Raw genomic sequence first — 25,824 nt, 5'->3', positions numbered from 1 at the left:
TAGCAATGAAGCTTGCATGAATGATTGATGTTTCTTTTTTGTATGGTCATTCATGTAGATTTTATGACAATTATTAGTGTGACAAGTAAATTTACGAAAAGATTAATATTTTACAAAAAAAGGCTTAGATTTTGTCTAAGCCTTTTCTGATATTATCCATGGATCCATTTAAATTTATATTGCATCTCGGGAATTTTTGTCCTTTCTGCTAACCTTGTCAAACGATCGGGCAATTTCATCAGATAGTCTCGTGCTTTTTCCCCTTTTTCGTTCAAGTCCGTCACTTTGTCGATAGCCCATTCGCCGTTAAGTTCCCGAAGAATATCGATATAGTCTAAGGCCGTGTATACTTCAATACGTTGTGCTGCATCGGAGAAATGTGCAAATGCTTCGCCTTGGGGTTCGCCGGCTTCCCGCATAAAATGGGCCGGCATAACGATCTTTTTACGCATCATGTCCTCGAAAGCGATCATGACCTCACTGGGATCTACCTTCATGGCGTGGGTTATAAACGACATATAAGCTTTGGCATGCCGTGCTTCATCAGCAGCGATGACGCCACACATTTTTGCCAGTAGTTTATCCCCTGATTTTTTGGAAATGCCCGCTACCCGACGGTGCGACACGTTAGTCGCTAACTCTTGAAATGAGGTATAGATAAAATTGCGGTAGGGATCAGCACCTGTGCCGATGTCAAATCCATCTTGTATTAAATATTGGGTTGATATTTCAAATTGCCGCATATCGATGCGGCCCGATAGGTACAGATATTTGTTCAGTAAATCGCCATGACGATTTTCTTCGGCAGTCCATGCTCTTACCCATTTCATCCATCCGCCTTGTTCATTTTTCTCGACGTCCTCGACCATAGTCAACCAAGACTCATAGGTGGGAAGGGCCTCTTCGGTAATGGTATCACCGATAAGCACAGCAACTAAATCATATGGAAGTTCTTTCGCACTTTCCTGCAGATCCCGCACTTCTTCGAAAAAAGTATCGCGCGAAGCATCCGGTAAGAAATCAGCTGGTTGCCACATTTCCTCTACCGGCTTTAGATACTCGCTCATTTCATTTAACATGAACGGCTCTAAATATGCCATAACCTCTTTTCTCGAGCCCTCAGGTATATTTAATGGTAATTCTTGCATAGCTTGTACAAAGATATGTAATTGAGCACAAAAAAAGAATACATCCCGTTGACGTGTTTTCGTACTTAATATACTAACTTTGTAGGATATTTAAGGAGTATAGACATTGAGAACTTTTGATATAGAGCAGATACGGGCAGATTTTCCGATTTTAGGTAGAGAAGTGAATGGCAGACCATTGGTTTATTTTGATAACGGTGCCACGACACAAAAACCGAAGCAGGTTATTGACGCCATTACACGTTATTACGCTGATATGAATAGTAATGTGCATCGTGGCGTGCATTATTTAAGTCAGATTTCCACTGACGCTTTCGAAGTAACACGTCGTAAAGTGCAGGCATTCATCCATGCGAAGCATGAACACGAAATCATTATTACCAAAGGAACGACAGAGGCTATCAATATTGTTGCTTCATGCTACGGGCGCGCATTTATAAATGCTGAAGATGAAATTATTATTTCCGCCATGGAGCACCATTCGAATATTGTGCCTTGGCAAATGCTTTGCGATGAAAAAGGGTGTAAGCTACGTGTTATTCCGATGAATGATCGTGGAGAGCTGGATATAGAAGCGTACAAATCGCTGTTTTCGGAGCGGACCAAACTCGTTTCTTTCACCTATGTGTCCAACGCATTGGGAACCGTGAACCCTGTAAAGGAGATGATTGATATTGCGCATGAGCACGATGTACCCGTACTGGTCGACGGTGCACAAGCGATACAGCACGTAGCCATCGATGTAGAGGCACTGGGTGTGGACTTCTTTGCTTTTTCGGGACACAAGATGTATGGCCCGACTGGTGTCGGCGTATTGTATGGGAAAGAGGAGCTGTTGAATAAAATGCCTCCTTATCAAGGCGGCGGCGATATGATTAAGGACGTTACTTTTGAAAAAACCACCTATAATGAGTTGCCTTTTAAGTTTGAGGCAGGGACACCTAATATCGAGGCAGGGATTTGTCTGGGGGATGCTATAGATTACATCGAAAGTATCGGCTTAGATGTGATCAAAGATTATGAAGAAGAACTGTTGGCTTACGCAACATCGCGTTTGTCGGAAATCGACGGAATCCGCTTTATCGGCACAGCAGCACATAAATCTTCTGTTATTTCTTTTGTTGTGGATGGTGTGCATCCTTATGATATTGGTGTGATACTAGATAAATTGGGTGTGGCTGTACGAACGGGGCATCACTGTGCGCAGCCGGTCATGAATGCTTTTGATATACCGGGTACCGTGCGGGTGTCATTGGCGATGTACAATACGAAAGAAGAGGTGGATATCTTAATAGAAGGTTTGCAACGAGCGTTGAGAATGTTAGTATAAAAAAATGACGATAAACGAAATACAAGACGAACTCATTGAGGATTTTTCTTTTTATCAAGACTGGATGGAAAAATATGAATACATCATCCAATTGGGAAAAGAAGTTCCATTGATTAAAGAAGAATATAAAAAAGACGATTATATTATTAAAGGATGTCAATCAAAAGTATGGCTATATCCGGAATTGCGAGACGGGAAGGTATATTTTACCGCGGATAGTGATGCCATTATTACGAAAGGTTTGGTAAGTTTAATGGTAAAGGTACTTTCCGGACATACCCCACAGGAGATTGCACAGGCAGACCTTTATTTCATTGATGAGATCGGCTTGAAAGAACATCTTTCTCCTACACGTGCGAACGGTTTGTTGTCTATGGTAAAGCAAATGAAATTGTACGCCGTGGCGTTGCAAATGAGAGATTAAGATACTTTCTGTATCTATACGGAAATGTATTGTGCGTGTACTTTTTCCCCAAAAAATATCGCTGCTTTCTCTTCAAAGTCGAGGGGATTATCCGTTGTAAAAAAACACATACGATTGTTTTTTGAACATGCTTCTTCCACTTCGGGGTGTCGGTTAAAATAATCATCCAAACTATGGGCAATCAACCGGCCTTGCGGCAAGATTTGTATATCAGATGGTGTGTGCTGACATATAAGCGGTAATAATAAGGGGTAATGTGTGCAGGCAAGAATAAGTGTGTCGATCTGCGGGCTTTGTCCAAGTAACTGCGCTATATCCCTTTGGACAATTTTACTGGCTGTTTCACCGCTTATTTCATTTTTTTCAACAAGTGGTACCCATAAGGGGCAAGCGTGTTGATATACTTTTATTTCTGGATGGAATTTTGTGATTTCTATTTTATAGGACTCCGATAATACCGTGCCCTGTGTGGCAAGCACACCGACTTCATTCGTTTTGGTGTATTGATGTATGGATTCCGTAGTTGGACGAATGACCCCCAATACTTTCTTTCCCGGTGGGAGATCGTGCTGTTGAATAGTTCGCAGTGCTTTTGCGGAAGCTGTGTTGCAAGCTAAAATGACAAGATTACAACCTAACTCAAATAGTTTAAATACGCAAGCTTTTGTAAAATCATAAACTTCTTCAAATGGACGTGTGCCGTAAGGAACACGCGCATTATCTCCTAAGTAAATGTAATCGTATAATGGCAAAGCGTCCTTAATTTTACGAAATACGGTTAATCCACCGTAGCCAGAATCAAATATACCAATCGGGCCTTGCTTTGTTGTATCTATCATTATATCTTCACCGGCTTCTTTTGTTAAGCAAAGATGGTTTTTCTTTGTAAGTTTTCCAACTATAATATCGTTACCTTTGATGTGGAATGAAATTAGGAATAATAATTGTTAGGAAGAACAGGTATAATATATTTTCATCTATGAAGTTTTATTACGTTCTCGTTTTTGTATCATGCGTATGGATGGTGGCGACGTCAGTGGCGGAAGCTCAGGTTAAGAATCAACCTTATTCATACCAACATTACCAGAAATACGACGAACTTCTTTATTCCCCCAATACACGGATGCATACGGCCACTAAACCTTTTCTTTTTAAAGGGGATTTATTGACGAAGTATGATTCCATCCAAAGCTTAAATCAAGTGGACTCGGACAATATTTTCATGCGGAAGATATTCAATGAACATCTGGTGGAGATTCATAAAGAAGATCATAGCTTTTATTTGGATTTTTTGCCGGATTTCGTCATCGGAAAAGAAATGATTGGTGCGGATAAAAGAACGACTTGGTTAAATACCCGAGGTGTACAGTTGGGATTGAATATTAAGGATAAGTTTACGTTTTACGCGAATGCATTTGAAAATCAAGGTGTTTTTCCAAATTATCTTACGGATTATATCGATAGAGCAGGTGTGATTCCTGGACAGGGACATGTGAAAGACTTAGCTGGTCATAAAAAAGATTGGATGTATGCTACAGCGAACTTAAGCTATGACTTCAGCGACTACTTCCAGGCAACATTGGCGTATGACAAGAACCATATCGGAGATGGCTATCGTTCTTTGTTATTATCGGACTTTTCTTCAAATTACGCACATTTGAAATTCACTGGTAAGATCGGGAACGTGCAGTATACATCGATTTGGGCGTATATGAACGATCCGAGAAATCCACGCATAGATTCGCTCAATTCCGGCGGCCGCTTTGGTGACGGTAGTAAATGGGGGGCTTTCCAATATCTGGATTATAATGCCACAAATCGCTTGTCGGTTGGCTTCTTCCAAGCGGTTGTGTGGGCGAATCGTAACGAAGCGGGGCATCGTGGTTTTGATTTTAACTATGCTAATCCTATTATTTTCTTGCGTCCGGTGGAATCTAACAACTCGACTTCGCCAGATAAAATGTTCTTGGGGCTGAATGCTAAATATAAAGTACTGGATAATATGACGGCTTACGGACAATTTTTGTTAGGGGAGTTTACCGCCAAAGAGTTTTTTGCGGGCAACGGTTATGCGCATAACAAATGGGGAACGCAGTTAGGGGTGAAAGGCTTTAATATATTTAAGGTGCAGAACCTTAATTTTATAGCGGAATATAATGTCGTAAGACCTTATACCTATCAACATTTTGTTTCGATTTCTAATTATAGTAATAACGGGGAACCGCTAGCGCACCCCAGAGGAGCTAATTTTAGAGAGTTGCTTGGTATGGTCAATTATTCATGGAATCGTTTCGATTTTTCGATACAGGGCCTCTACAGTCGGTATGGCACCGATCCTGATCATTTGACAAACATGGGCGGTGATATTTTTCAGTCTTATAGAACTATCCCCGATATGCATGGGAATTATATTGGGCAAGGTGTAAAGAACGACCTTTACTATGCCGATGTAAAAGCGGCGTATGTATTGAATCCGAAATATAACTTACGTTTCGAAGTAGGCTATACGCAGCGTTATAACCAGATTGCTGAATCACCTACGCAGAAATCTGGTGTTATCAGTTTTGGTCTTCGGTCTTCGTTTCGTAATTTTTATGGCGATATATAAGTAAAAATTACTTTTTAATTTTTACTTTGCAATAGTATGAAGAAGATCATGATCATAAACGGTCCTAATTTAAATCTATTAGGGATACGGGAAAAAAATATTTACGGAAGTCAAGATTTCGAATCCTTTTTTGAAGCATTAAAGCAGCAGTATCCAGCGGTGGAGCTTTCTTATTTTCAGAGCAATCACGAGGGCGGTATCATCGATACATTGCATGAGATTGGTTTTTCTTATGATGGTGTCGTGCTTAATGCAGGAGCCTATACACACACCTCCGTAGCCATTGGTGATGCTATTGCTGGTATTACGACCCCTGTGGTTGAAGTTCATATATCCAACGTGCACAAGCGGGAAGCATTTCGGCATCATTCCTATCTTGCCCAAAACTGTGTCGGGGTAATTTGTGGTTTTGGCCTAAACAGTTATAAATTGGGAATAGAGAGCTTTTTATAGACCATCTATTCCCCCAATGGATTTATGCTTTCTGTTTCGGCTTTCGGAAAATAAGGTATAGACCGCCAATCATAAAGGGAATACTTAATAATTGCCCCATATTAAACTTCATGCTGTCTTCGAAAGCTTCCTGGTTTTCTTTGTAAAATTCAAGCACAAAGCGGGCACCAAATAACAGAACCAAGAATATGCCAAACAGATAACCTGCTTTGGGCTTTGCATTCTTCTGGTACATCGTCCATAAAATGATGAAGATAATAACATAAGCAATTGCCTCATACAGTTGGGCCGGGTGGCGCGCTACCATATCGACCCGTTCAAAGACAACGCCCCATGGCATCGCTGTCGGAAGTCCGATAATCTCCGAATTGAAAAAATTGCCTAACCGGACAAAAGCACCTGCTAGTGGGACGACAATAATCAATCTATCGGTAATCCACATGAAATTTGTTTTCGTTTTTCGGGAAAACAACCACAACGCTAACAGAATGCCAATAGCACCACCATGACTGGCAAGTCCTTGAAAGCCGGTCAGCTGAAAACTTCCGTCAACCATGCGGAAAGGGAGAATCATTTCCAGTGGATGTTGGCTGTAATAGTCAAACTCATAGAAAAGACAGTGGCCCAATCGTGCGCCGATTAACGTTCCTAAAAAGATATAAATACTTAATTGATCGAGCAGCTCCTGGGTTTTCCCTTCTCTTTTGAAAATTTTTAACATGAGGATATAGGATACTACAAAGGCAGCTAAAAAGCATAACGCGTAGTAGCGCAAGCCAAAAGAACCTATTTCAAAAATGATGGGATCTATATTCCAGTGGATAACATTTAATATTGCGTGCATAAGTCTTCAATTGTGCGGTAAACCTAAATAAATTTATTTTTATATGCAATATAAGTGTGTATGCATATAAAATAAATATATTTTGCTCTCCTCAGCCATCAAGGGCTATTTTGTAAAGAAAATATAAGGTTATCCTTTATAAAATCAATATTGCATTAAATTTCTTATGCTATTTGGGTGAAATTCCTAACTTTGATAGGATGGGTAATGAGTGACGAGTAGAGGCTAGTAACTATATAGTCACTGATTACTGATCACTGGTAATTGAATGAAATGATAATATGGCAAATAAAAAAGAAAAAGAAAAAAAGAAACATGTTTCCGTTGTCACGGATAAATCGTTAAAGTTTTTTGAAAAATACATCAATAACCCTTCACCAACCGGTTTTGAATGGGAAGGCCAACGCTTATGGTTAGATTATCTGAAACCTTATGTGGACAAAACTTATATCGACAATTACGGTACGGCGGTGGGTATCATCAATCCGGAAGCCGCGTATAAAGTAGTCATAGAAGCCCATGCCGATGAAATATCTTGGTTTGTTAATTATATCACCAAAGACGGGCTGATATACGTGATCCGGAATGGTGGCTCTGATCATCAGATTGCACCGTCAAAACGCGTACATATTCATACGGATAAGGGAACGGTGAAAGCGGTTTTTGGTTGGCCTGCTATACACACGCGTTCGGGCGAGAAGGAGGATGCGCCCTCCTTGAAGAATATCTTTTTGGATTGTGGTGCAACTTCCAAAGAAGAGGTAGAGGAGATGGGGATTCATGTAGGCTGTGTGGTGACCTATGAAGATGAATTTATGGTGCTTAACGATCGCTATTACGTAGGACGCGCATTAGATAACCGTGCCGGAGGCTTTATGGTCGCGGAAGTAGCGCGTTTGTTAAAACAGCATAAGAAAAAACTACCTTTCGGTTTATATATCGTGAATGCGGTGCAGGAAGAAATCGGTTTACGTGGGGCAGAGATGATTACCCATTACATTAAACCCAATCTTGCGATTGTGACGGATGTAACGCACGATACACAAACGCCTATGATTAATAAAATTACGCAGGGCGATTTGGCTTGTGGTCAAGGTCCGGTATTGTCTTACGCACCTGCAGTACAGATCAATTTGAACCGACTGTTGATCGACGTAGCGAAGGAGAACGACATTCCGTTTCAGCGACAGGCATCATCCCGTTTCACCGGAACGGATACCGATGCTTTTGCTTATTCCAATGGAGGGGTACCTTCTGCCTTGATATCCTTGCCATTGCGTTATATGCATACGACAGTCGAAATGGTGCATAAAGAAGATCTGGATAATGTTATACGGCTTATTTATGCGGCGCTTCTTAAGATTGAAGACGGGCAAGACTTTAGATCGTTTACGGTGTAAATAAAAATATCAAAATTATAAAGAATAAAAATGGACGTTAATTTTATGGACTTGAAGAACAATAACAACGAAGAAGCAGAGAATAATGAACTGAGTATAGAATTGAGTGAAGAGATTGCGGAAGGTACGTATAGTAACCTTGCGATTATTACGCATTCTAGCTCTGAATTTGTAGTGGATTTTATTCGCATCATGCCCGGGATACCTAAAGCAAAGGTTAAATCTAGAATTATTTTAACACCAGAGCATGCCAAACGGCTATTAGGGGCATTACAGGATAATGTGAATCGGTTCGAGGCGGCCAATGGTATTATCAAAGCAGGAGATCCGGGGCTGCCACTGAATTTCGGAGGCCCAAAAGGGGAAGCATAGCATGGATATACAGGTTAGGAACTTAACGACTAAAGACTACAAGGATCTAAAGCGCTCGATGGAGAAGGCTTACGGTGGGGATACAGGCGATGTGTGGACGCGGGAAAACATTGTAGACTTGATCGAAATCTTTCCGGAAGGGCAATTGTGTGTGGAAGTCGATGGACGTGTGGTTGCCTGCGCGCTGTCACTGATCATCGATTCGAAGAAAACCAATATTTATAAGAAATATTATGAAATTATAGATGATGGCAAATTTTCGACCCATGATTATGAAGGGGATATCCTGTATGGTATTGAGGTATTTGTACATCCTGACTTTCGGTCATTGCGGCTAGGGCGACGTTTATATGATGCACGGAAAGAGCTGTGTGAGCAGATGAACCTTCGAGGTATTGTCGCGGGCGGACGTATACCGAATTACCATACGTATGCGGATAAAATAACACCACGGACCTATATCGAAAAAGTAAAGCGGAAAGAGATTTTTGATCCCACACTAACGTTTCAATTATCAAATGATTTTCACGTTTCCAAGATTCTGAAAAATTATCTTCCCGAGGATAAAGAGTCAAATGAATTTGCGACACTATTGCAATGGGATAATATTTATTATGATCCCGATGCGAAATCTTCCTCTACTTCAAAACAAACGATCCGATTGGGTTTGGTACAATGGCAGATGCGGTTATTTAAAGATATCAATGACTTCTACGATCAAGTGGAATTCTTTGTGGATGCGGTGAGCGACTATGGATCGGATTTTGTAATGTTTCCGGAGTTTTTTAATACGCCGTTGATGAGCCCCTACAACGATCTGCCGGAGCACGCTGCCATGGAGAAACTTTCGGAATTGACGGCTGAAATCGTGGAAAAGCTACAAGAGTTTGCGGTATCCTATAATGTGAATATCATCGCTGGATCTATGCCGATCAGGGAGTATAAAAAGCTCTATAATGCCTCTTATCTATGCCATCGGAATGGGAGCGTGGATGTACATAAAAAGATTCATATCACGCCCAATGAGTTTAAATATTATGGGATGGTAGGCGGGAGCGAGATCAAGGTCTTTGATACGGATTGTGGAAAGGTTGGTCTCTTGGTATGCTATGACGTGGAATTTCCGGAAGTCAGCCGGATTATGGCCGACCAGGGCATGCAAATTCTGTTTGTACCGTTTATGACGGATACGCAAAACGGTTATATGCGGGTAAGGGCCTGTGCCCAAGCGAGGGCTATCGAAAATGAATGTTATGTAGCCATAGCTGGTTGCGTAGGGAATCTACCGCGCGTCAATAATATGGATATTCAATATTCGCAATCTGCGGTTTTTACGCCGTCAGATTTTGCGTTTCCCAACAATGGTATCAAAGCTGAAGCTACACCGAATACGGAGATGGTATTGATAGCGGATGTCGATTTATATGCTCTTCGGGATTTGCACGAATATGGTACAGTAAAGATACTGAAGGATAGAAGAAAGGATTTGTATGAGGTGAATCTCCTAAAATAAGGAGATTCACTACCATTATTATCCCGTCGTCTCTACATAATCATCCGCTTTGGGAATAGTGTTAAAAATGGAATGCCATTCGTCTGGGATGATGGTCAGTTTTCGTTTATGGAGGTCTAACCAAGCACCGTCTATCTCCACCGTTGCTGCTTTTATTCCATTCTCTTTATAAATCTCATGCCGAAACGAGAATCGAAAATTTTTAAGGTTGAGCTTGGTCATTTCTACCTTTACGGTTATGCGTTCATCAAGCCCAATTTCTCGATGATAGACGAGCTCCTCCCTAAACAAAATAGGACCAATATGATATTTGGCAAATTCCTCTAGCGAAAGCCCTGCTTTGGTTAGCATATTACTTCGCGCCTGTGCACAAAAATCGGCGTAGGCGGAATGCCTAAGATGCATGTTTGGGTCTAGCTGAGCCCAGAGTACCTGTCCTTCGTAATAGATATTTTGTTCCATTTTATTTTTGTTTCGTTGTTTGTAATTACCTTCGGTGAGCTCGCAAGCTCGGTTATCTTCGATGAACCCTTCGGAATTTGTAAAACCTAACCCGGAGATACCAATTGCATCAGTATGGCTGTCAACCATCCGGCGTAAGTACCGATAGCATAGCTGAATACCGATAGAATAACACCTACGGAGACAAGAGAAGGGTGAAAAGCCGCGGACGTAACGGTGGCGGAAGCTACGCCACCAATATTTGCCATACTGCCGATAGCATAGTAGAAAAAAGGTGCTTTCATCAATTTTCCTACCCATAGCAGGAGCAACGCGTGGATACTTATCCAGATGATGCCGACGATAAACAGACCCGGGTTTTCCAAAATAGCGGTAATATCCATCTGCATGCCAATGGTGACAATCAACATATACAATAATACGGTGGCCATTTTGGAGGCTCCTGCATTTTCCAGTTTACGAGCCGGCGTAAAAGAAAGGATAATACCAATCAAAGTCGCAAATAATATGAGCCAAAAGAAGCTGTTTGTTAACGAGAATTTTTCCAATTCCGGAAAATGGATTTCCATGTAGGATGTGATGGGATTCGCCAAGAGCGATGCTAATCCTGTACCTCCTATAGCAAGTGATAACATGAATACCAAATCTTTCGTTTCCGGTATACGGATATTTGCTTTTTGTTGTTGATCCATCCTCTTGGTCAAGGTTTCCAACTCCGCGGTGTCGGCGTTAAAATACGCATTGAATCTCTGCTGTTTCGATGCCCCATACAAGAGGAATGCCATCCATATATAGGCAACAAATACATCAACGGTAATAGTGGCGGAAAATAGTTCTTGTGAAGGCTGGAGTATTTCCCGAAGTGCTGCTTGGTTGGCACTGCCACCAATCCAGGAACCGGCGAGTGTTCCTAACCCACGCCAGATCTCATCGGGGCCGGCACCACCTACAACGCTTGGTGCAAAGAGAGAAGTTATCCCAACCGCTAGCGGACCGCCTATAATAATGCCGACCATGCCGGTGAAAAACATCAAGCCTACACCCTTACGCAAATTCCACATTTCCCGAAGGTTTAGACTTAATGTGAAAAGAATGAGGCAAGCCGGGAGAAAAAAACGACTGCCGATACCCGTAAGAGGAGAGTTTTCGCCGTCGATGATGTTGGCAGAATTGAGTAGACCGGGGACAAAATAACAAAGTAACAATGGCGGAATGACGGAATAAAATTTGACAACGTATTTGTTTTCCAGGCTCGCTGTGTAAAACACAAGACCTAAGACGATCATTAATATCCCCAGTACAGCAGCATTATCCTCTAGGAGAGGCGTAACTTCTCTGATAGCATTTTGCATATTTTCCGGTAATTGCTAAATTGCTCGTGAATTTATACAATCTTTTTTTGAAACGGTAACATATAAGATATTTTATCAAGAAGAGCGCATAATAGTCGCTACGCTTATGGTAATTTGGAGGGGATTGTTGGCTTATTTATAACTTTATGTAATTGTGGAGCAAATTAAAGTATTGGTTGTAGGTTGTGGTAATATGGGAGCATCACATGCTGCCGCCTATCATAAATTGGACGGGTTTGAGATTGTCGGCCTGGTAGCCAGAGGTGATAGTAAACATCGTGTTAACAAGATGCTGGAAACCGCTTACCCGACATTCGACGATTATGATGACGCATTGTGTCAAACCGCGCCAGACGCGGTATGTATTGCTACATATCCCGATACACATGAAACGTATGCCTTGAAGGCGTTCACGGCCGGAGCGCACGTTTTTATGGAAAAGCCATTGGCGGATAGTGTGTTGGGGGCAGAACGGGTAGTTCAGGCAGCTAAAGATGCGGGAAAGAAGCTCGTAGTGGGGTATATTCTACGTTACCATCCATCTTGGATTAAATTTATCGAAATAGGAAAAACGTTGGGATCTCCGTTGGTGTTCCGCATGAATTTAAACCAGCAAAGCCAAGGGTATATGTGGGATGTGCACCGAAATCTGATGAAAAGTTTAAGCCCTATTGTGGATTGTGGCGTGCATTATATCGATGTGATGTGTCAGATGACGGAGGCTCGTCCCGTTCAAGTGTCTGCTATTGGTGCTCGTTTAACCGAAGATATTCCATTGGGAAATTATAACTACGGGCAACTGCAGATTCATTTTGATGATGGCTCGGTAGGTTGGTACGAAGCTGGGTGGGGACCGATGATAAGCGAAACCGCTTTTTTTGTCAAAGATGTGATTGGTCCTAAAGGTGCGGTATCCATTGTTGCCCATAAAGCTGGTGGAGGAGGTCAATCTGATTCCGTGGAAGCCCATACCCAAACAGAATCATTACGGGTACATTATGCGGATATAGATAAAAATAACAGATTCGTTAGACCTGATGAATGGATAGATTTGACGGATGAGCCTACTCATCAAGAACTCTGCGACAGGGAACAAATCCATTTCTTGCAGGCAATACGCGAAGACTTAGAACTCTCAAAATCTATGGAAGATGCGGTCAACAGCTTACGAATTGCTTTTGCCTGCGATGAGTCCGTGAAAACCGGTGGTTTTGTGATTTTATAGTATTATCCCCTCTTTAACACTTGGTGTCGTATTAAACTATTCAGCGAAGATTTTTTGCGTACTTTTTTCTAAAAAAGTACAAGTAACACGTTACGGTATATTCAAATACTTATGTGTTTGGAGCGAAATTTCCCATTGCGGATTCTCTTTTACATATTCGATAATCAAGGGGGTCATTTCCGTCATTTTAGACCATTCGGGCTGCAGGTATAGCTTGCAATTTTTACCGACAAACCGGGCATGTTCTTCTGCCCATTGAAAATCGCTTTTGTTGAAAACAATGACCTTTAATTCGCCGGCAGCATTTAATACGTCCGGGCGTGGGCCTTTGAATTTTTTAGGCGATAAACATATCCAGTCCCAATAACCAGATAAGGGATAAGCACCCGATGTTTCTATAAAGGTTTGTATGCCGGCATCTTTTAATCCTCTTGTGAGGTAATCTAAATTATAGAGTAGGGGTTCGCCTCCGGTGATAACCACGGTTTTGGCAGGGAACTTTTTTGCATTTTCTACGATGAGATCTGCGGATGTCAACGGATGCAGTTCGGCGTCCCAACTTTCTTTAACGTCACACCAATGACATCCCACATCACACCCCCCTAAACGAATGAAATATGCCGCCTTTCCCGTATGATATCCTTCGCCTTGTATCGTGTAAAATTCTTCCATGAGCGGAAGTAGCGTGCCGTCTTCCGGAACTTGATTTGACATTGCTTTTCCTTTTGAGAGAACAAAGGTACGAAAAAACGGCTTCCGTTTCTTGTAGATATTGAATATCTTTGCGTTTGAGACTTTATAGATAATTTACAGCGTAGTATGCTGGCGGTCTGTAAATGGTTAAATTTCAATTTTTTTATAAATTAAAATCATATTCGTAGATGATTAACATTACGTTACCTGACGGGTCTGTCCGTCAGTATGAAAAAGGAACTACGGCTATGCAGGTAGCACAGTCGATTTCTGAAGGTCTAGCTAGAAATGTGCTAGGTGCTGAAGTAAACGGTGAAGTATGGGATGCATCCAGAGCGATAGAAGTAGATGCTTCTGTTAAATTATTGACCTGGAACGATGATAAAGGAAAATCTACCTTTTGGCATTCGTCTGCCCATTTACTGGCAGAGGCGTTGGAGGCGTTGTATCCGGGGACAAAATTTGGGATCGGTCCGGCAATTGAAACGGGATTTTACTACGATGTAGATTTTGGCGACCGGGAATTTTCTTCCGACGATTTCAAGCAGATTGAAGACAAAATGTTGGAACTGGCGAAGCAAAAAGAAACGTTTGAACGGAAGTCCGTTTCGAAAGCAGATGCTTTGACGTATTTCACAGAAAAAGGCGATGAGTATAAGCTAGATTTGATCAAGGATTTGGAGGATGGTAAAATTACATTCTACACACAGGGCAATTTTACAGATCTCTGCCGTGGACCGCATATTCCGCACACGGGGGTTATTAAAGCCATTAAATTGACAAATGTTGCTGGGGCATATTGGCGGGGGGATGAAACACGTAAACAACTGACCCGTATATATGGCGTTAGTTTTCCGAAAGCATCTGAGCTTACCGAGTATCTAAAATTTATTGAGGAAGCGAAGAAGCGTGACCACCGTAAGCTCGGAAAAGAATTGGAGCTTTTTGCTTTTTCCGAAAAAGTAGGAGCGGGGTTGCCACTTTGGTTGCCTAAGGGAGCTACTCTTCGTCAAAAATTACAGGAATTTTTGCAACGGGCGCAGGTAAAGGCAGGTTATGAGCCTGTTGTGACACCACACATCGGACATAAGCAATTGTATATCACTTCGGGACATTACGAGAAGTATGGGGAAGATTCGTTCCAGCCTATTCAGACCCCGGTGGAGGGAGAAGAGTTTTTTCTGAAACCGATGAACTGTCCGCACCATTGCGAGATCTATAAGACAAAACCTCGTTCCTATAAAGACTTGCCTGTACGGTTTGCCGAATTCGGTACCGTTTATCGTTACGAACAATCTGGCGAATTACACGGTCTAACGCGTGTAAGGGGATTTACACAAGATGATGCTCACTTGTTCTGTCGGCCAGACCAGGTGAAGGAGGAATTTAAAAAGGTAATCGACTTGACGTTGTATGTGTTTAATGCACTGGGTTTTGAAGATTATACAGCCCAAGTTTCCTTGCGTGATCCGGAGAACAAGACAAAATATATCGGCACGGATGAAAATTGGAACCTTGCGGAAACGGCAATTATGGAAGCGGCTGCAGAGAAGGGGCTTTCTACTGTCGTTGAATATGGTGAGGCGGCGTTTTACGGCCCTAAACTTGATTTTATGGTAAAGGATGCTTTGGGGCGAAAATGGCAGTTGGGTACCATTCAAGTAGATTATAATCTGCCGGAACGTTTTGAGCTGGAATATACGGGTAGCGACAATCAAAAACATCGTCCGGTAATGATTCACCGCGCGCCGTTTGGGTCCTTGGAACGATTTATTGCGGTGCTTATAGAGCATTGTGGGGGGCAATTTCCATTATGGCTTGCTCCAGAGCAATTTATAATTTTGCCGGTGTCCGAAAAATACGAAGAAACTGCAAAAACTCTTTTAGATTCGCTAAATAATTCCGATATTTGCGGACTGATTGACGTTCGTGATGAGAAGGTTGGTCGAAAGATTCGTGATGCGGAAGTGAAAAAAATCCCTTATATGTTGATTGTAGGGGAAAAAGAGGTGGAAAATGGCACAGTTTCTGTTCGTAAACACGGGTCGGTAGATCTAGGCTCCATGAGTCCACAGGCATTTAAGGAATTATTAATTAAAGAAATAACCGTTTAATATTTAAACATTTGGCATTAAAAAGATCAGGTGGTTTTAGACCGCCAATGAGAAAGAAAGAACCAGAACATCGCATTAATGAATTCATCAGAGTACCCGAGGTACGCTTGGTGGGTGATAATGTTGAGCAAGGCATTTATCCTACTCGTAAAGCATTAGAAATGGCCGAAGAGTTGGAACTTGACCTAGTGGAGATTTCGCCAAATGCCAATCCTCCTGTTTGTAGAGTCATTGATTATAGCAAGTTTGTATACGAGCAGAAGAAGAAGCAGAAGGAGATTAAAGCGAATGCTAAACAGACTGTTGTTAAGGAGATCCGTTTTGGACCAAATACCAGTGATCACGATTTTGAGTTTAAACTAAAACACGCCATGAAGTTTTTGGAGAACGGCGAGAAAGTTCGTGCATACGTGCACTTTAAAGGACGTGCTATCGTTTTCAAAGAACAGGGCGAGATTTTGTTGTTGCGCTTCGCGCAAGCATTGGAGGATTATGGAAAAGTAGAATTGCTGCCTAAACTAGAAGGTAAGCGAATGTTCTTAACGCTTGCTCCAAAGACTGCTCCGAAAAAATAAATACGAGAATCTAACAGATTGATATAAAATTTAATTTCATTATGCCAAAAGTAAAAACCAATTCCAGCGCGAAAAAACGCTTTAAATTGACTGGAACAGGTAAAATTGCAAGAAAAAGTGCTTATAAAAGCCATATCTTGACAAAAAAGGAAACAAAACAAAAACGTAATTTGACACAAACAAGTTATGTTTCTGATGCGGATATGGGCAACGTAAAACGTATGCTTGGTATCGGTAAATAAGTTTTATTTCAATTTTTATAATAATAATTTTTTAACCGGGTATTGGGTAGTAAGATTGCTGAAAAACGTAACACCTTGTACCAAACTAAATTTAAAATAATATGCCACGTTCGGTTAACGCAGTAGCTTCGAGAAGAAGAAGAAAAAGAATCATGAAAATGGCCAAAGGCTATTTTGGTTCAAGAAGCAAAGTTTATACTATTGCTAAAAATACAGTAGAAAAAGGTTTACAGTACGCATACCGTGACCGTAAAACCAAAAAACGCGAGTTCAGAGCTTTATGGATTCAACGTATCAATGCAGGCGCACGTCAACACGGAATTTCTTATTCTCAGTTGATTGGTAAATTAAACGCTAAGAACATCGGTCTAAACCGTAAGGTGTTGGCTGATTTAGCGATGAATAATCCAGATGCTTTCAAAGCAGTAGTTGATACCGTAAAATAAAGTTTTAACCCGTTATCAATTTGTTAGATATTTTAGAGAGGAGTCTTTGAGGCTCCTTTTTTTATAGGCTGACAAAAGGGGCGAAAATTCTTAAAAAAACAAAGGAGATCCCTTAAGATCTCCTTTGTTTTTGTTTATACATTTTTGTCTACTTTTACTGTAGAGGTTGTTCTGTAGGTACAGCTGGTGTTACTGGTTTAGCATCGGGGCTAATACCTAATTTTGAACGCACGTCCATCGATATATCTTCTCCACCTTGGAAGTAAATAACGTTTCCGGATGATGTATCAAGTACATATGCGTACCCTTTTTCTTTAGCTACAGAATTGATAGCATTTATTACTTTGGTTTGGATAGGTGTCAAAAGTTCTTGTTGCTTTTTACCCATATCTTCCTGTGCGACACGTTGTACTTCCTGTATACGTTGCTCAATGTTCTGAAGCTCTTCGCCTAATGTTTGTAGCTCTGCATCAATGGTCTCCTTGTTTGCCTCACTACGGCTTCTGTATTTCTCGTTAGCTTCGGTTTGCTTCTTTTGAAACTCTGCATACATCCCCTGTAATTCCTGGGTCTTCGTCTCGTTTAACGTTCTCAACTGGTCATTTGCCGTCTTAAATTCAGGAGTCAACTGAAAAATTTCATCCGCATTGATATGACCAATCTTTTGTTGAGCATTTACCTGTTGTACGCCCAAAAACACCACCGCTACTAAAGCTACACTTCTAAATAAATTTTTCATTCTTCTCATTTTAATCATTTTGTTTGGTTCTCTTTTATCAACCAAAACACTTTTTTGTTTTATAAATATAACGTTAATAATTAATTGCAACTTCTTGCTACAAGTATAATAAAAAAATTAATTCGCCAAGCTTGGATTCGGTTTTAAACCTAATTTTGTAATGATGTCATTACTTTTGTCCAAACTAGGATTTGCGAATAGAATGGCCACCTCACTACCTTTGTCCAGAATTAAATCCAAACTTTCGCTTTTTGCTAGTTCCTGTATCGCATTGGATATCCGATCTTGAATAGGTTGTATCAAACGAATCCGCTCTTTATATAGATCGCCTTCGAAGCCAAATTTTTGACGTTGGAAATCTTTTACTTGTTTTTCTTTATTGACAATTTCATCCTCTCTACGACGACGCATATCCTCATTCAACAATACTTGATCATTTTGATACGCTTGGTACAGCTTTTCAATCTCCTCGTATTGTTTATCAACCTCAGCTTGCCATTTGGTGGAGAGATCATCCAATTGCTTTTGTGCCGCGGTATATTCAGGGATATGTTTCAAAATATATTCAGAATCTACATAAGCTAAACGCTGCGCGGAGGCTAGCGTTACGGAAGCTATAACTAAACTGATGACAAATATTATCTTTTTCATTTCTATATACTTATTTTCTAAATTTTAGGACAATTATAGTTCCAAAAAGTTTAAAAGCCTCCCATGTTTTGTAATATACTAAATGTAAAGTTCTGTTTCCATTGGCTGGACTGTAAACCCGGAATTGGATCGAAGGCGTGACCATAATCGATACCCAACATACCAAAGATAGGAAGGAAAATACGCGCACCTATACCGGCTGAGCGACGCATTTTAAATGGATTGACCTCGCTGAATTTATTCCAGGTATTGCCTGCCTCTGCAAACGCTAGAACAAATACGGTTGCTTGTTCGTTTAGCATAACCGGGTGGCGAAGCTCGAGCTGATATTTTGCATAGATAGGGCTACCGGAATTGATTGCTCTATTTATACCATTGTTTTGAGATCCGGTGGATTCGGGAATAATGGTGCCATTAGCATAACCCCGCATGGCAATAATTTCAGAACCTTGAAGGAAGTCAAAGCCCATCATACCATCACCTCCTAGTTTAAAGCGTTCGAACGTGGACGTTTCCGTTCTATCGGTGTAATTGCCTAAATAACCAAACTGAGCTTGGCTTTTCAAAACTAATTTGCCTACTATTCGCGTATACCACTGGCTGTCAAATTTCCATTTATGGTATTCTGTCCATTTGTATTTAACCTCGCTCGCTGCGTTTTGATAATCGATATTGTTCCAAGCAGAGTAAGGTGGTGTTAACTGTACGGAAAATTTGAAATGTGAGCCAGAAGTAGGATAAATCGGAGCATCTACCGAATTTCGGCTGATTTCCTGTGTGATGTTCATATTATAAGCTGTCCCATTGTCAAATAAGAAATAACCACCGTAATTTTGCAATTTATAGCGCTGGAAGGACAATGAAGTATTAACCTGGAAATAGTTGTCTGGCCATTGTAAACGTTTACCCAATGTAGCGGTGACTCCTGTCATCCAGATACGGCTAAGTTGGTCGTCGGAGACCATTTGGCGTCCCGTAAAATAATCAAAACCACCATAGGATGAATTGGAAGTATAGGCACTCAAACCAAAATAAATCGGTTTCTTGCCGCCTAACCAAGGCTCCGAGAAAGAGAAACTATACGATTGGTATCTTTTTCCGGATGTCTGACCACGGATACTTAACTTTTGTCCATCTCCACGTGGAAGTGGTTTCCATGCATCTTTTCTGAAAAGGTTGCTTGTGGAAAAGTTATTAAATGTTAATCCTAAAGTACCGATGACCTGTCCGGCACCGTATCCTCCAGAAAGTTCTACTTGGTCAGATGGCTTTTCAGCAACATTAAAGACAATATCCGTTGTTCCCTCTTCATAGTTCATAGACGATTGTGGAATGTCAGGCTGAATTTTCTGTTCATCAAACATACCTAGCTGAGAGATTTCACGGATACTACGCATGATAAGCTCGCGTGAATATTTTTGTCCAGGTTTGGAATAGATAGAACGCAATACGACCCGATCATTGGTGACATCGTTTCCTTTGACGATAACATTGTTAATCGTGAATTGTTTCCCCTCACTAATTACAATTTCTACATCTACCGTGTCGTTATAGATACGTTTAATAATGGGCTGTACACCAAATGTCAGGTAACCATCGTTTTGATATAATGCACTGATGTCATCGCTATTTCGAGTAGGTCCCTGAAGCTTGGTCGTTAATTTTTCCTCGCTATATACATCTCCTTTTTCGATTCCCAACAATAGGTTCAAGATAGAGTCTGTGTATTTAGAGTTTCCAGACCATTGAATATTACCCATATAGTAACGAGGACCTTCGTGAAGACTGATGTGTACATCTACCTCATTATTATCATAACGCGAAATACTATCCGTAATAATTTGGGCATCCCGATAGCCTTTGTCTTGCATTTTGGCGACCAAATTTTCTTTTGCCTCTTTGTATTTGTCATCTTTAAATTTACCGGGTCCGAAGATACGATACCAACGACGAGGTTTTACGCCTTTTAAATACTTTCGCAACTGACGCTCTGAAAATTCTTCGTTTCCATCAAAATATACACGATGCACCTTAATTTTTTTGTTCTTGGTGACGTTGACAAGGACGATTTCATTGTTTGTTTCTGCACTGTCTTTTTTGGTGGAGATTTCTATCTCCGGGTAAAGGAAAGACTTTTCCCGAAGAAATTTTTGAATGGTAGAGCGGGTTGTCTTTAGTAGGTTTTCGTTAACGATCCTACCCGAACTGGTATTTAAACGTTTTTGTACTTCCTCTTTCTCTCCCTTTTTCAGACCTTCAATCTCTATTCGCGTAAGACGCGGACGTTCCCGAACGCGGATTTCCAGATAAACATTGTCTCCCTCAAACCTTTCGGCATATAACTGCACATCGTCAAATAAGTTTTGCGCCATTAAGGTTTTGATAACATTGGCAGTTTCTTCACTCGGTATTTCGATATATTGGCCTATAACTAATTTAGAAATGGTAATCAATACATCGTTATCCAGATACTCCGTTCCGGAAACCCGTACACCGCCGATGATGTAGTTTTTAGGATCTAAATAGCTGATGTCATCAGGGTCGTTTAGGTTAATCGGGTTGTTTCCTTGGATTTGAGCGAATAAGGATTGCCCTCCGAAAACTAGTGTAAATGTTATTAAATATAGTAAGCGCTTCATTTATTCTATTTTCTCGGTGCTAAAGTACACCAATCTCTTGTTAATTTTTGTTAAAAGAAATAATTAATAACCAGCCTTTTAATTAGGCTCTAAATTGATGGTGCAAAGGTAATAAATATAATATTATAGCTGTTCGCTTGTTTTACCATATCTTCTCTCCCTTTGCTGATAGTTGTAAACTGCTTTAAAGAGATCTTCTCTTGTGAACTCCGGCCACATTTTCTCCAGAAAGCAAAATTCTGTATAGGCCATTTGATAAAGAAGATAATTGCTGATCCGCTGCTCACCGCTTGTCCTGATCATGAGGTCTGGGTCGGGTGTTCCGACGGTGTATAAATTGTTGCGGAATACACGCTCATCAATATCTTCCACCTTTAACTTGCCTTCCGCGACTTGTTTAGCAATAGATTTAGTCGCATCAATAATTTCCGTTCGGGAACCGTAACTTAACGCGAGCGTAAGGACACATTTGCTGTTATCTTTTGTCAGCGCTATGGTATCTGCCAATTTTGCTTGGCAGTTTTTAGGCAAATCCCCGATATTACCGATAGCGTTTAAACGAATATCATTTTCTAGAAAAGTTTTGGTTTCTTTTGCTAACGTATCCACTAACAGTTCCATCAAAGCGTTGACCTCTATCTTCGGCCTATTCCAGTTTTCAGAAGAAAAAGCATAAAGCGTTAAATACGGTATGCCAATCTCTATACATCCTTCCAATGCTTCCCGAACAGCGGTGACACCATTCTGATGTCCGAAGATACGTAACTTTCCGAAGCCTTTTGCCCATCTGCCATTGCCATCCATAATAATAGCTATATGCTGTGGTAATGCCTTCGGATTTATCTTTTGTTTGAAACTCATTTTTTTATTGGACTTTCCTATACGGGTTTTATGGTGTAAAGATAGACGTTTTAGCGTAATAAGGATGCATTAAATTGTGTTAAAATATATTGTTAATAATTTCTAACATCTAATCCCCACAGCAACTTCTCACGTAAGGTGCCGAAAAAACTATCCGATGCTAAGCGGATAAGGTGTATGCGGAAAGAGGCACGTTTAATACGTAGTTTGGTCGTCGTATTTAACGTTTCATTTTGAGAGTCGCAACTGAGAATATACTTGTCTGTTCGACTTTCAATATCCAGCTCCAATTCACTATCTGCCGAGATCACAATTGGACGGACATTTAAATTGTGTGGAGCAACAGGTGTAATGACAAAATTGCCACTTCCGGGCATGATAATAGGGCCGCCGCAGCTTAGGGAATACGCTGTAGAACCCGTAGGCGTGGCGATGATAACGCCATCTGCCCAATACGAATTCAAAGCTTCGCCGTTTAAAGAGACATTGATCGTAATCATGGACGATGTATCATGACGAAAAACTGTGATGTCATTCAACGCAAAGTTGGTGTCTCCGAAAATTCCCTGCTGATCACTGCTTACTTCTAACAAATCCCGCGCTTGCAACGTGTAATGTCCTGCAAAAATATTATCAAGCGCTTGGATGATCTTTGTTTTGTGAATGGATGCCAAAAAACCGAGACGACCAAAATTAATTCCCGCAATCGGAATGCCTGAATCGCGAATCTGTGATACGGCGGATAGCATCGTGCCGTCACCACCTAGACTGAGTAAAAACAAAATATTTTGCGGGAGATCGTGGTGGTTGTAGTAACGTAGAAAAGTGTCCGGACAGTCCAATTGTCCCTTTAAAAAATCGTAGAAATCAGAATATATATATACGGTGACGTCTTTTTCTTTCAAATAGGAAAACAATTGTTCAACATAGGGAACAACGGATGAATTGAAAGCCCTGCCATATATAGCGATGGATGTTTGTTGCATAAAAAGCGGTTTAATCAAAACTTATGCAAACCTAATAAAATTAATTAAGGTGAGTTTTATAAATTTAGGTAATTCATTAAGATATCGTAACGTTCTTTAATGTCTGAATCCTGACTGCCATCGTTGAATGTGGCTTTGACAACATAATCAAAACGCCATAAAGAGGCAACTACTGTTGAAATATTTTGTTTGTCGACCTTGATGGTCATTTCCATTTTGGTGGTGTCTGGAATATCCCGGACGGCCGTATTAAGAATGCGTATATTTTCTGATTCAAAGATGTGGGCGATATGTGAAAAAGATATATCATTTTTCCCTAGCTCTAAGACAATGATAGCGCCTGGGCCTTTATTGCCCAGTGTTTCGTTAATAGCGGATAACAAGTCAATGGATGTAACAGTACCCATATAACCATTGTCTTTGTCCAAAATAGGGAGGATATCTAATTGATGGGCGTCCATATACTGAAGAGCATCATAGACGTGCTGATATTCGTAAAGGTATACAAAACGCAACGACACCATTAGGCTACTCAGAGGTTGTGTTTCGTCATGTGCGGAAAGCAAATGCTCTTCGGTAAGAATACCCAATAGATCCCTTTCGTCGACAATAGGCAACTGTGTCGTATGGAGTTCGTTCATTTTATCTAATGCAAACCCAATGCTATCGTCGGATTGGACGTCAAAATAGTTCTTTGCTATAATTTCACCTATATACATGACGAACTGTTTTAAAATTAAACAACGAAAACCTAAAACCGTTTTACGGGCCCGTTTAATTATATGCTAAATTAGCAATATTACTGGTATCCCGTATACTATTCATGTAAATAACTTTTTACATCATTAAAATTTAAATTTATTATTTTTACGCCAATAATGATGCAAACACGGAATTTATTAATAAGCAAATGGCGAGAGAAGAAGAGCAGGTAAAATTTATTCAGGTTCGTGAAGTAATTCGAAAGAAAAGTCCGAAGCTAGCAAAATGGATTCCTAGCCCGCTGATTAGCTATCTGGAACGTGTCATCCATGAAGACGAGATTAACGATATCATGACCCGGTTCCGAGACCTATATGGATTAGATTTCGTTGATGCTTTAATAGCAGATCTTGGTGTTAAAGTGGTGCTGGAAGGAGCGGAGAATATCCCAGTGAGTGATAGTGTTATATTTGCTTCTAATCATCCCCTCGGAGGATTGGACGGCATTGCCATCATGCAGGCAATTGGTCGGCATCGGCGTGATGTCAAATTTTTGGTGAATGATATATTGATGAATATCCGGAATCTGGAACCACTTTTTGTTCCGGTTAATAAAGTGGGAGGGCAGGTCAAGAGTGGAATTATGGCAATTGATCAAGCTTATGCCTCCGATAACGCATTGTTAGTATTTCCAGCAGGTTTAGTTTCACGCAAACTAGGTGGAAAGATTACGGATCTGGAATGGAAGAAGAGTTTTATTAGCAAAGCAAAAAAATATAAAAGAGACATCGTACCAGTTTATATCGATGGTAAAAATTCTAATTTTTTCTATAATTTAGCTAGACTAAGACAAAAATTAGGATTAAAAGTAAACATAGAGATGTTATATTTGCCGGATGAGATGTTCTCACAACGAAATCATACGGTAACCATTCGTGTAGGAGAACGAATTCCTTATCAGGAATTTGACCGATCAAAAAACGAACGCGAATGGGCTCATCATGTGAGAGAGATAGTATACAGAATGGGAGACAAAAAATAATATATGCAGGAGATTATACCACCGGTAGATAGAGCGTTAATTAAAGCGGAGCTAACACAAGATGCTTTTGTACGCTATACCAATAATGGAAATAATGAGGTCTATTTAATCAACTATCATACAGCTCCCCATATTATGCGTGAAATCGGCCGGCTACGGGAGGTTACTTTTCGCGGGGCAGGAGGCGGCACAGGACTGCCGCTCGATATTGACGAGAATGATACATGTGAACATAACTATGACCAACTTATTGCCTGGAACCCAGAGGAAGAGGAGATCATCGCCGGATACCGTGTTATTAAGTGTATAGATGCAATAGACAAAGAGGGAAATCTTCATCTCTCTACGGCACATTATTTCCATTTTTCTGATCAGTTTAAAAAAGAGTTTTTACCGTACACGTTGGAACTTGGACGCTCTTGGGTACAACCCCGTTTCCAACCCTCGATAGATAATAGAAAAGGGTTATTTTCCTTGGATAATTTATGGGATGGGCTTGGTGCGCTGGTTGTTATTAATTCGGATGTAAAGTATTTGTTCGGGAAAGTGACCATGTATCCACATTATAATGAAACAGCACGGGATTTGTTAATCTATTTTATGGAGCATTATTTTCCGGATAAAGATCAATTAGTTGTTCCATTCGAACATTTGAACTTAAACTACAAAACAGATATTACGCCTTTTGTGGGGATGTTTGATGATTTAGCGTATAAAGAAGGGTATAAGCTGCTTAATACGAAGATTCGGGAATTAGGTGAAAATATTCCACCACTTATTAATACATATATGAATTTATCACCAACAATGCGCACGTTTGGTACGGCATTGAATGATGAATTTGGAGAAGTAGAGGAAACGGGGATTATGATTACGTTGGAAGATATTTATCCGGCCAAAAAAGAGCGACATATGAGCACATATGAGCGTGATAAGGATAACGGTACAAGACTAAAAGAGCAGGGATAAGGTTTCTCCCTTGCTCTGTTCTTTTCTCATCTAG

Annotated in this window: 26 protein-coding genes; 14 read left to right on the top strand and 12 right to left on the bottom strand. The window is 40.6% G+C overall.

Annotated elements, in window-relative coordinates; translation table 11 throughout:
* Positions 1 to 152 precede the first annotated feature (152 nt).
* Positions 153 to 1,148, bottom strand: coding sequence for an acyl-ACP desaturase (locus EWE74_RS06485; protein ID WP_130140670.1), 996 nt, complete (start codon positions 1,146 to 1,148; stop codon positions 153 to 155).
* A gap of 106 nt (positions 1,149 to 1,254) precedes the next feature.
* On the opposite strand from EWE74_RS06485, the gene EWE74_RS06480 reads away from it, so the two are divergent.
* The gene (locus tag EWE74_RS06480; protein WP_130140669.1) at positions 1,255 to 2,478 is read left to right on the top strand and encodes a cysteine desulfurase; all 1,224 of its coding nucleotides are present in this window, start codon (positions 1,255 to 1,257) and stop codon (positions 2,476 to 2,478) included.
* 4 nt (positions 2,479 to 2,482) lie between these two features.
* The gene (locus EWE74_RS06475; RefSeq protein ID WP_130140668.1) at positions 2,483 to 2,902 is read left to right on the top strand and encodes a SufE family protein; all 420 of its coding nucleotides are present in this window, start codon (positions 2,483 to 2,485) and stop codon (positions 2,900 to 2,902) included.
* Positions 2,903 to 2,916: 14 nt separating this feature from the next.
* Here EWE74_RS06475 and murI read toward each other — a convergent pair whose 3' ends face one another.
* Positions 2,917 to 3,741 carry a glutamate racemase gene (murI, locus tag EWE74_RS06470; protein WP_130140667.1) on the bottom strand — a complete coding sequence of 275 codons (825 nt, stop codon included), beginning with the start codon at positions 3,739 to 3,741 and terminating at the stop codon, positions 2,917 to 2,919.
* A 140-nt stretch (positions 3,742 to 3,881) separates the two neighbouring features.
* On the opposite strand from murI, the gene EWE74_RS06465 reads away from it, so the two are divergent.
* Both EWE74_RS06465 and aroQ read left to right on the top strand, forming a co-directional pair.
* Positions 3,882 to 5,510, top strand: a complete 1,629-nt coding sequence (locus EWE74_RS06465) for a gliding motility protein RemB (RefSeq protein ID WP_130140666.1) — start codon at positions 3,882 to 3,884, stop codon at positions 5,508 to 5,510.
* 36 nt (positions 5,511 to 5,546) lie between these two features.
* Entirely contained in the window at positions 5,547 to 5,963 is a 417-nt protein-coding gene (aroQ, locus tag EWE74_RS06460) for a type II 3-dehydroquinate dehydratase (protein ID WP_130140665.1), read from the top strand.
* Between the two features lie 22 nt (positions 5,964 to 5,985).
* Here aroQ and lgt read toward each other — a convergent pair whose 3' ends face one another.
* Positions 5,986 to 6,807 carry a prolipoprotein diacylglyceryl transferase gene (gene lgt, locus EWE74_RS06455; protein WP_130140664.1) on the bottom strand — a complete coding sequence of 274 codons (822 nt, stop codon included), beginning with the start codon at positions 6,805 to 6,807 and terminating at the stop codon, positions 5,986 to 5,988.
* A gap of 281 nt (positions 6,808 to 7,088) precedes the next feature.
* Between lgt and EWE74_RS06450 the strand changes: the two genes are divergently transcribed.
* The 3 genes from EWE74_RS06450 to EWE74_RS06440 are packed head-to-tail and all read left to right on the top strand — an operon-like array spanning position 7,089 to position 10,092.
* Positions 7,089 to 8,207 (top strand): M42 family metallopeptidase, encoded by a 1,119-nt coding sequence (locus EWE74_RS06450; RefSeq protein ID WP_130140663.1) that lies wholly within the window; start codon positions 7,089 to 7,091, stop codon positions 8,205 to 8,207.
* A gap of 45 nt (positions 8,208 to 8,252) precedes the next feature.
* Complete coding sequence (locus EWE74_RS06445; RefSeq protein ID WP_165384658.1) at positions 8,253 to 8,579, top strand: DUF3467 domain-containing protein; 327 nt, start codon at positions 8,253 to 8,255, stop codon at positions 8,577 to 8,579.
* A gap of 1 nt (position 8,580) precedes the next feature.
* The gene (locus tag EWE74_RS06440; RefSeq protein WP_130140662.1) at positions 8,581 to 10,092 is read left to right on the top strand and encodes a bifunctional GNAT family N-acetyltransferase/carbon-nitrogen hydrolase family protein; all 1,512 of its coding nucleotides are present in this window, start codon (positions 8,581 to 8,583) and stop codon (positions 10,090 to 10,092) included.
* Between the two features lie 18 nt (positions 10,093 to 10,110).
* Here EWE74_RS06440 and EWE74_RS06435 read toward each other — a convergent pair whose 3' ends face one another.
* Together EWE74_RS06435 and EWE74_RS06430 are read right to left on the bottom strand one after the other, a co-directional pair.
* On the bottom strand, positions 10,111 to 10,554 hold the full coding sequence (locus EWE74_RS06435) for an acyl-CoA thioesterase (protein ID WP_130140661.1): 444 nt from the start codon (positions 10,552 to 10,554) through the stop codon (positions 10,111 to 10,113).
* An 86-nt stretch (positions 10,555 to 10,640) separates the two neighbouring features.
* Positions 10,641 to 11,906 carry a DUF819 family protein gene (locus EWE74_RS06430; protein ID WP_130140660.1) on the bottom strand — a complete coding sequence of 422 codons (1,266 nt, stop codon included), beginning with the start codon at positions 11,904 to 11,906 and terminating at the stop codon, positions 10,641 to 10,643.
* 154 nt (positions 11,907 to 12,060) lie between these two features.
* Between EWE74_RS06430 and EWE74_RS06425 the strand changes: the two genes are divergently transcribed.
* A complete protein-coding gene (locus EWE74_RS06425) occupies positions 12,061 to 13,131 on the top strand; it encodes a Gfo/Idh/MocA family protein (protein WP_130140659.1) in 1,071 nt (356 codons plus the stop codon).
* Positions 13,132 to 13,221: 90 nt separating this feature from the next.
* Here the strand turns inward: EWE74_RS06425 and EWE74_RS06420 are convergent, their stop codons facing one another.
* Positions 13,222 to 13,845, bottom strand: coding sequence for a 7-carboxy-7-deazaguanine synthase QueE (locus EWE74_RS06420; protein WP_130140658.1), 624 nt, complete (start codon positions 13,843 to 13,845; stop codon positions 13,222 to 13,224).
* Positions 13,846 to 14,012: 167 nt separating this feature from the next.
* Between EWE74_RS06420 and thrS the strand changes: the two genes are divergently transcribed.
* The 4 genes from thrS (at position 14,013) to rplT (ending at position 17,201) form a co-directional block, all read left to right on the top strand.
* Positions 14,013 to 15,938 carry a threonine--tRNA ligase gene (gene thrS / locus EWE74_RS06415; RefSeq protein WP_130140657.1) on the top strand — a complete coding sequence of 642 codons (1,926 nt, stop codon included), beginning with the start codon at positions 14,013 to 14,015 and terminating at the stop codon, positions 15,936 to 15,938.
* A 47-nt stretch (positions 15,939 to 15,985) separates the two neighbouring features.
* Positions 15,986 to 16,513: a translation initiation factor IF-3 gene (gene infC, locus EWE74_RS06410; RefSeq protein ID WP_130140656.1), complete on the top strand. Its 528-nt coding sequence runs from the start codon at positions 15,986 to 15,988 to the stop codon at positions 16,511 to 16,513.
* Positions 16,514 to 16,554: 41 nt separating this feature from the next.
* Positions 16,555 to 16,755, top strand: a complete 201-nt coding sequence (rpmI, locus tag EWE74_RS06405; RefSeq protein ID WP_105715938.1) for a 50S ribosomal protein L35 — start codon at positions 16,555 to 16,557, stop codon at positions 16,753 to 16,755.
* Between the two features lie 101 nt (positions 16,756 to 16,856).
* Positions 16,857 to 17,201 (top strand): 50S ribosomal protein L20, encoded by a 345-nt coding sequence (rplT, locus tag EWE74_RS06400; protein ID WP_105715939.1) that lies wholly within the window; start codon positions 16,857 to 16,859, stop codon positions 17,199 to 17,201.
* A 154-nt stretch (positions 17,202 to 17,355) separates the two neighbouring features.
* Here the strand turns inward: rplT and EWE74_RS06395 are convergent, their stop codons facing one another.
* The 6 genes from EWE74_RS06395 to EWE74_RS06370 all read right to left on the bottom strand — a co-directional run bounded on the left by EWE74_RS06395 (position 17,356) and on the right by EWE74_RS06370 (position 23,796).
* A complete protein-coding gene (locus tag EWE74_RS06395) occupies positions 17,356 to 17,940 on the bottom strand; it encodes an OmpH family outer membrane protein (protein WP_130140655.1) in 585 nt (194 codons plus the stop codon).
* Between the two features lie 117 nt (positions 17,941 to 18,057).
* Entirely contained in the window at positions 18,058 to 18,591 is a 534-nt protein-coding gene (locus EWE74_RS06390) for an OmpH family outer membrane protein (protein ID WP_130140654.1), read from the bottom strand.
* 50 nt (positions 18,592 to 18,641) lie between these two features.
* A complete protein-coding gene (gene bamA, locus EWE74_RS06385; protein WP_130140653.1) occupies positions 18,642 to 21,230 on the bottom strand; it encodes an outer membrane protein assembly factor BamA in 2,589 nt (862 codons plus the stop codon).
* Between the two features lie 123 nt (positions 21,231 to 21,353).
* Positions 21,354 to 22,091: an isoprenyl transferase gene (locus tag EWE74_RS06380; RefSeq protein WP_130140652.1), complete on the bottom strand. Its 738-nt coding sequence runs from the start codon at positions 22,089 to 22,091 to the stop codon at positions 21,354 to 21,356.
* A 92-nt stretch (positions 22,092 to 22,183) separates the two neighbouring features.
* Positions 22,184 to 23,077, bottom strand: a complete 894-nt coding sequence (locus EWE74_RS06375) for an NAD kinase (RefSeq protein WP_130140651.1) — start codon at positions 23,075 to 23,077, stop codon at positions 22,184 to 22,186.
* A 56-nt stretch (positions 23,078 to 23,133) separates the two neighbouring features.
* Positions 23,134 to 23,796, bottom strand: a complete 663-nt coding sequence (locus EWE74_RS06370) for a CBS domain-containing protein (RefSeq protein ID WP_130140650.1) — start codon at positions 23,794 to 23,796, stop codon at positions 23,134 to 23,136.
* A gap of 191 nt (positions 23,797 to 23,987) precedes the next feature.
* Between EWE74_RS06370 and EWE74_RS06365 the strand changes: the two genes are divergently transcribed.
* Together EWE74_RS06365 and EWE74_RS06360 are read left to right on the top strand one after the other, a co-directional pair.
* Positions 23,988 to 24,821, top strand: coding sequence for a 1-acyl-sn-glycerol-3-phosphate acyltransferase (locus EWE74_RS06365; protein ID WP_130140649.1), 834 nt, complete (start codon positions 23,988 to 23,990; stop codon positions 24,819 to 24,821).
* Between the two features lie 3 nt (positions 24,822 to 24,824).
* On the top strand, positions 24,825 to 25,790 hold the full coding sequence (locus EWE74_RS06360) for a GNAT family N-acetyltransferase (RefSeq protein WP_130140648.1): 966 nt from the start codon (positions 24,825 to 24,827) through the stop codon (positions 25,788 to 25,790).
* Positions 25,791 to 25,824 lie beyond the last annotated feature (34 nt).

The sequence above is a fragment of the Sphingobacterium corticibacterium genome (assembly GCF_004208525.1).
In the GTDB taxonomy this organism is placed as follows: Bacteria; Bacteroidota; Bacteroidia; order Sphingobacteriales; family Sphingobacteriaceae; genus Sphingobacterium; species Sphingobacterium corticibacterium.
This window is presented reverse-complemented; position numbering and strand designations above follow the sequence as displayed.

Coding starts and splice junctions, on each gene's coding strand:
- EWE74_RS06485 (WP_130140670.1), bottom strand. CDS start 1,148: ATGCAAGAATTACCATTAAATATACCTGAGGGCTCGAGAAAAGAGGTT.
- EWE74_RS06475 (WP_130140668.1), top strand. CDS start 2,483: ATGACGATAAACGAAATACAAGACGAACTCATTGAGGATTTTTCTTTT.
- murI (WP_130140667.1), bottom strand. CDS start 3,741: ATGATAGATACAACAAAGCAAGGCCCGATTGGTATATTTGATTCTGGC.
- EWE74_RS06465 (WP_130140666.1), top strand. CDS start 3,882: ATGAAGTTTTATTACGTTCTCGTTTTTGTATCATGCGTATGGATGGTG.
- aroQ (WP_130140665.1), top strand. CDS start 5,547: ATGAAGAAGATCATGATCATAAACGGTCCTAATTTAAATCTATTAGGG.
- lgt (WP_130140664.1), bottom strand. CDS start 6,807: ATGCACGCAATATTAAATGTTATCCACTGGAATATAGATCCCATCATT.
- EWE74_RS06450 (WP_130140663.1), top strand. CDS start 7,089: ATGGCAAATAAAAAAGAAAAAGAAAAAAAGAAACATGTTTCCGTTGTC.
- EWE74_RS06445 (WP_165384658.1), top strand. CDS start 8,253: ATGGACTTGAAGAACAATAACAACGAAGAAGCAGAGAATAATGAACTG.
- EWE74_RS06440 (WP_130140662.1), top strand. CDS start 8,581: ATGGATATACAGGTTAGGAACTTAACGACTAAAGACTACAAGGATCTA.
- EWE74_RS06435 (WP_130140661.1), bottom strand. CDS start 10,554: ATGGAACAAAATATCTATTACGAAGGACAGGTACTCTGGGCTCAGCTA.
- EWE74_RS06430 (WP_130140660.1), bottom strand. CDS start 11,906: ATGCAAAATGCTATCAGAGAAGTTACGCCTCTCCTAGAGGATAATGCT.
- EWE74_RS06420 (WP_130140658.1), bottom strand. CDS start 13,845: ATGTCAAATCAAGTTCCGGAAGACGGCACGCTACTTCCGCTCATGGAA.
- thrS (WP_130140657.1), top strand. CDS start 14,013: ATGATTAACATTACGTTACCTGACGGGTCTGTCCGTCAGTATGAAAAA.
- infC (WP_130140656.1), top strand. CDS start 15,986: ATGAGAAAGAAAGAACCAGAACATCGCATTAATGAATTCATCAGAGTA.
- rpmI (WP_105715938.1), top strand. CDS start 16,555: ATGCCAAAAGTAAAAACCAATTCCAGCGCGAAAAAACGCTTTAAATTG.
- rplT (WP_105715939.1), top strand. CDS start 16,857: ATGCCACGTTCGGTTAACGCAGTAGCTTCGAGAAGAAGAAGAAAAAGA.
- EWE74_RS06395 (WP_130140655.1), bottom strand. CDS start 17,940: ATGAAAAATTTATTTAGAAGTGTAGCTTTAGTAGCGGTGGTGTTTTTG.
- EWE74_RS06390 (WP_130140654.1), bottom strand. CDS start 18,591: ATGAAAAAGATAATATTTGTCATCAGTTTAGTTATAGCTTCCGTAACG.
- bamA (WP_130140653.1), bottom strand. CDS start 21,230: ATGAAGCGCTTACTATATTTAATAACATTTACACTAGTTTTCGGAGGG.
- EWE74_RS06380 (WP_130140652.1), bottom strand. CDS start 22,091: ATGAGTTTCAAACAAAAGATAAATCCGAAGGCATTACCACAGCATATA.
- EWE74_RS06375 (WP_130140651.1), bottom strand. CDS start 23,077: ATGCAACAAACATCCATCGCTATATATGGCAGGGCTTTCAATTCATCC.
- EWE74_RS06370 (WP_130140650.1), bottom strand. CDS start 23,796: ATGTATATAGGTGAAATTATAGCAAAGAACTATTTTGACGTCCAATCC.
- EWE74_RS06365 (WP_130140649.1), top strand. CDS start 23,988: ATGGCGAGAGAAGAAGAGCAGGTAAAATTTATTCAGGTTCGTGAAGTA.
- EWE74_RS06360 (WP_130140648.1), top strand. CDS start 24,825: ATGCAGGAGATTATACCACCGGTAGATAGAGCGTTAATTAAAGCGGAG.